The organism is Bradyrhizobium sp., assembly GCF_049581145.1.
Lineage (GTDB): Bacteria > Pseudomonadota > Alphaproteobacteria > Rhizobiales > Xanthobacteraceae > Bradyrhizobium.
In genome coordinates, this window is record NZ_JBAURI010000550.1 from 1 (window position 1) to 1724 (window position 1724).

Genomic DNA, 1724 nt, shown 5'->3' on the forward strand with positions numbered 1-1724 from the left:
GGCTCGAGCCAGGCGACTTTGTCGGCCTGACCGGCGATCTCGGCGCGGGCAAGACGGCCTTCGCCCGCGGCCTGATCCGAGCCCTGGCCGGGTCGCGCGATCTCGAGGCGCCAAGCCCGACGTTCACGCTGATGCAGGTCTATGACGCTCCGCGAGGCCCGGTGGTCCACGCCGATTTCTACCGGCTGCGCGGCCCTCGGGAGCTCGACAATCTCGGCTGGGATGAGGCGACCGCCGACGCGATCGCCATCGTCGAATGGCCGGAGCGGGTCGGCGAAGCGCTGCCCGCCGATCGGCTCGAAGTCGAGATCCGCTTCGATCCGAGCCGAGGTCCCGATTTTCGTCTGCTGACTTTGCGCGGAAGGGGCGCCGTGGGCCTCCGCCTGGCGCTGGCGCTCGGGGTCGCCAGACTTTTGAAGCACGCCGGCTGGAACGGCGCGAAGCGCGAATTCCTGCAAGGGGATGCGTCCATTCGCGCCTACGAACGGTTGTCGAGGTGGAGCGGCGGCTCCGCGATCCTGATGATCTCGCCGCCTCGGCGCGACGGGCCGATCCTGCGCTACGGCAAGCCGTATGCGGCGATCGCCAAGCTGTCGCCCGACATCCGCGCCTTCGTCGCCATGGCGGAGGGCTTGCGCGGTCTCGGCTACTCCGCGCCCGCCCTCATTGCCTTCAGCGTCGAGGATGGCCTGGCGCTGATCGAGGACTTCGGCTCAGCCACCATCGCCGAGGGAGGCGTTCCCGACAGCGCGCGCTACGCGGAGGCGGTTGCGCTCCTCGTCGATCTTCATGGGCTCGAATTGCCGGAGAACCTGCCGGTCGGCGACGAATTCTACGCCCTGCCGGTCTACGACATCGAGGCGATGCTGGTTGAGGTCGAGCTGGCGCTCGACTGGTACGCGCCGGCGGTCGCGCGGGTGACGCCGCCCACGGGCGCGCGGATGCAATTCCTGGCGATCTGGCGCGAGCTGCTCGGGCCGATTCTGGCCCAGCCGACGACCTGGACGTTGCGCGACTTTCATTCGCCCAATCTGCACTGGCTGGCCGAGCGGCAAGGGCTGAAAAGGATCGGCCTGATCGATTTTCAGGACGCGGTGCTAGGCCCGCCCGCTTATGATGTCGCTTCACTCCTGCAGGACGCGCGCGTCGACGTCACGGAGGACCTCGAGATGCGTCTGGCCGCCCTCTATATTCGGCGTAGGACGGGTGCTGACCCCGCCTTCGACGCCCAGAGCTTCGCCGCCGCCTACGCGGCGATGGGCGCCCAGCGTGCGACCAAGATCCTCGGAATCTTCGCCCGCCTCGACAAGCGGGACGGCAAGCCGGAATACCTGCGGCACCTGCCGCGGATCGAACGCTACCTCAGCCGCAACCTCGCCCATCCGTTGCTTCGGCCGCTTGCCCTCTGGTATCAGAACCACTTGCCGCGGGCGCTCGGCCAGCCGCCCGTCAAATCCGATCCTTGAAGCCAGATCGCCGAGGAACCCGCCGATGAGCCCGCCGGTTCCCAAGACGGCCATGGTGTTCGCCGCAGGATTGGGGATGCGGATGCGGCCGATCACCGAAACGCTGCCTAAGCCCCTGGTCAAGGTCGGCGGCCGGGCGCTCATCGATCATTGTCTCGATCGCCTGGCGGAGAACGGCGTCGAGCGCGCGATCGTCAACGTGCATTGGCTCGCCGATCAGATCGAGGCGCATCTCGCGGGCCGGCGATCGCCCAAGAT

At 68.0% G+C, this 1724-nt stretch carries 2 protein-coding genes; both read left to right on the forward strand.

Annotation, left to right across the window (positions count from 1 at the left end; all coding sequences use genetic code 11):
- A partial coding sequence (tsaE, locus tag WCB02_RS18100; protein WP_423960091.1) for a tRNA (adenosine(37)-N6)-threonylcarbamoyltransferase complex ATPase subunit type 1 TsaE occupies positions 1–1466 on the forward strand: 1466 nt, incomplete at its 5' end.
- Between the two features lie 25 nt (positions 1467–1491).
- Positions 1492–1724: sugar phosphate nucleotidyltransferase (locus WCB02_RS18105; protein WP_423960093.1), on the forward strand; the 233-nt coding region annotated here is incomplete at its 3' end.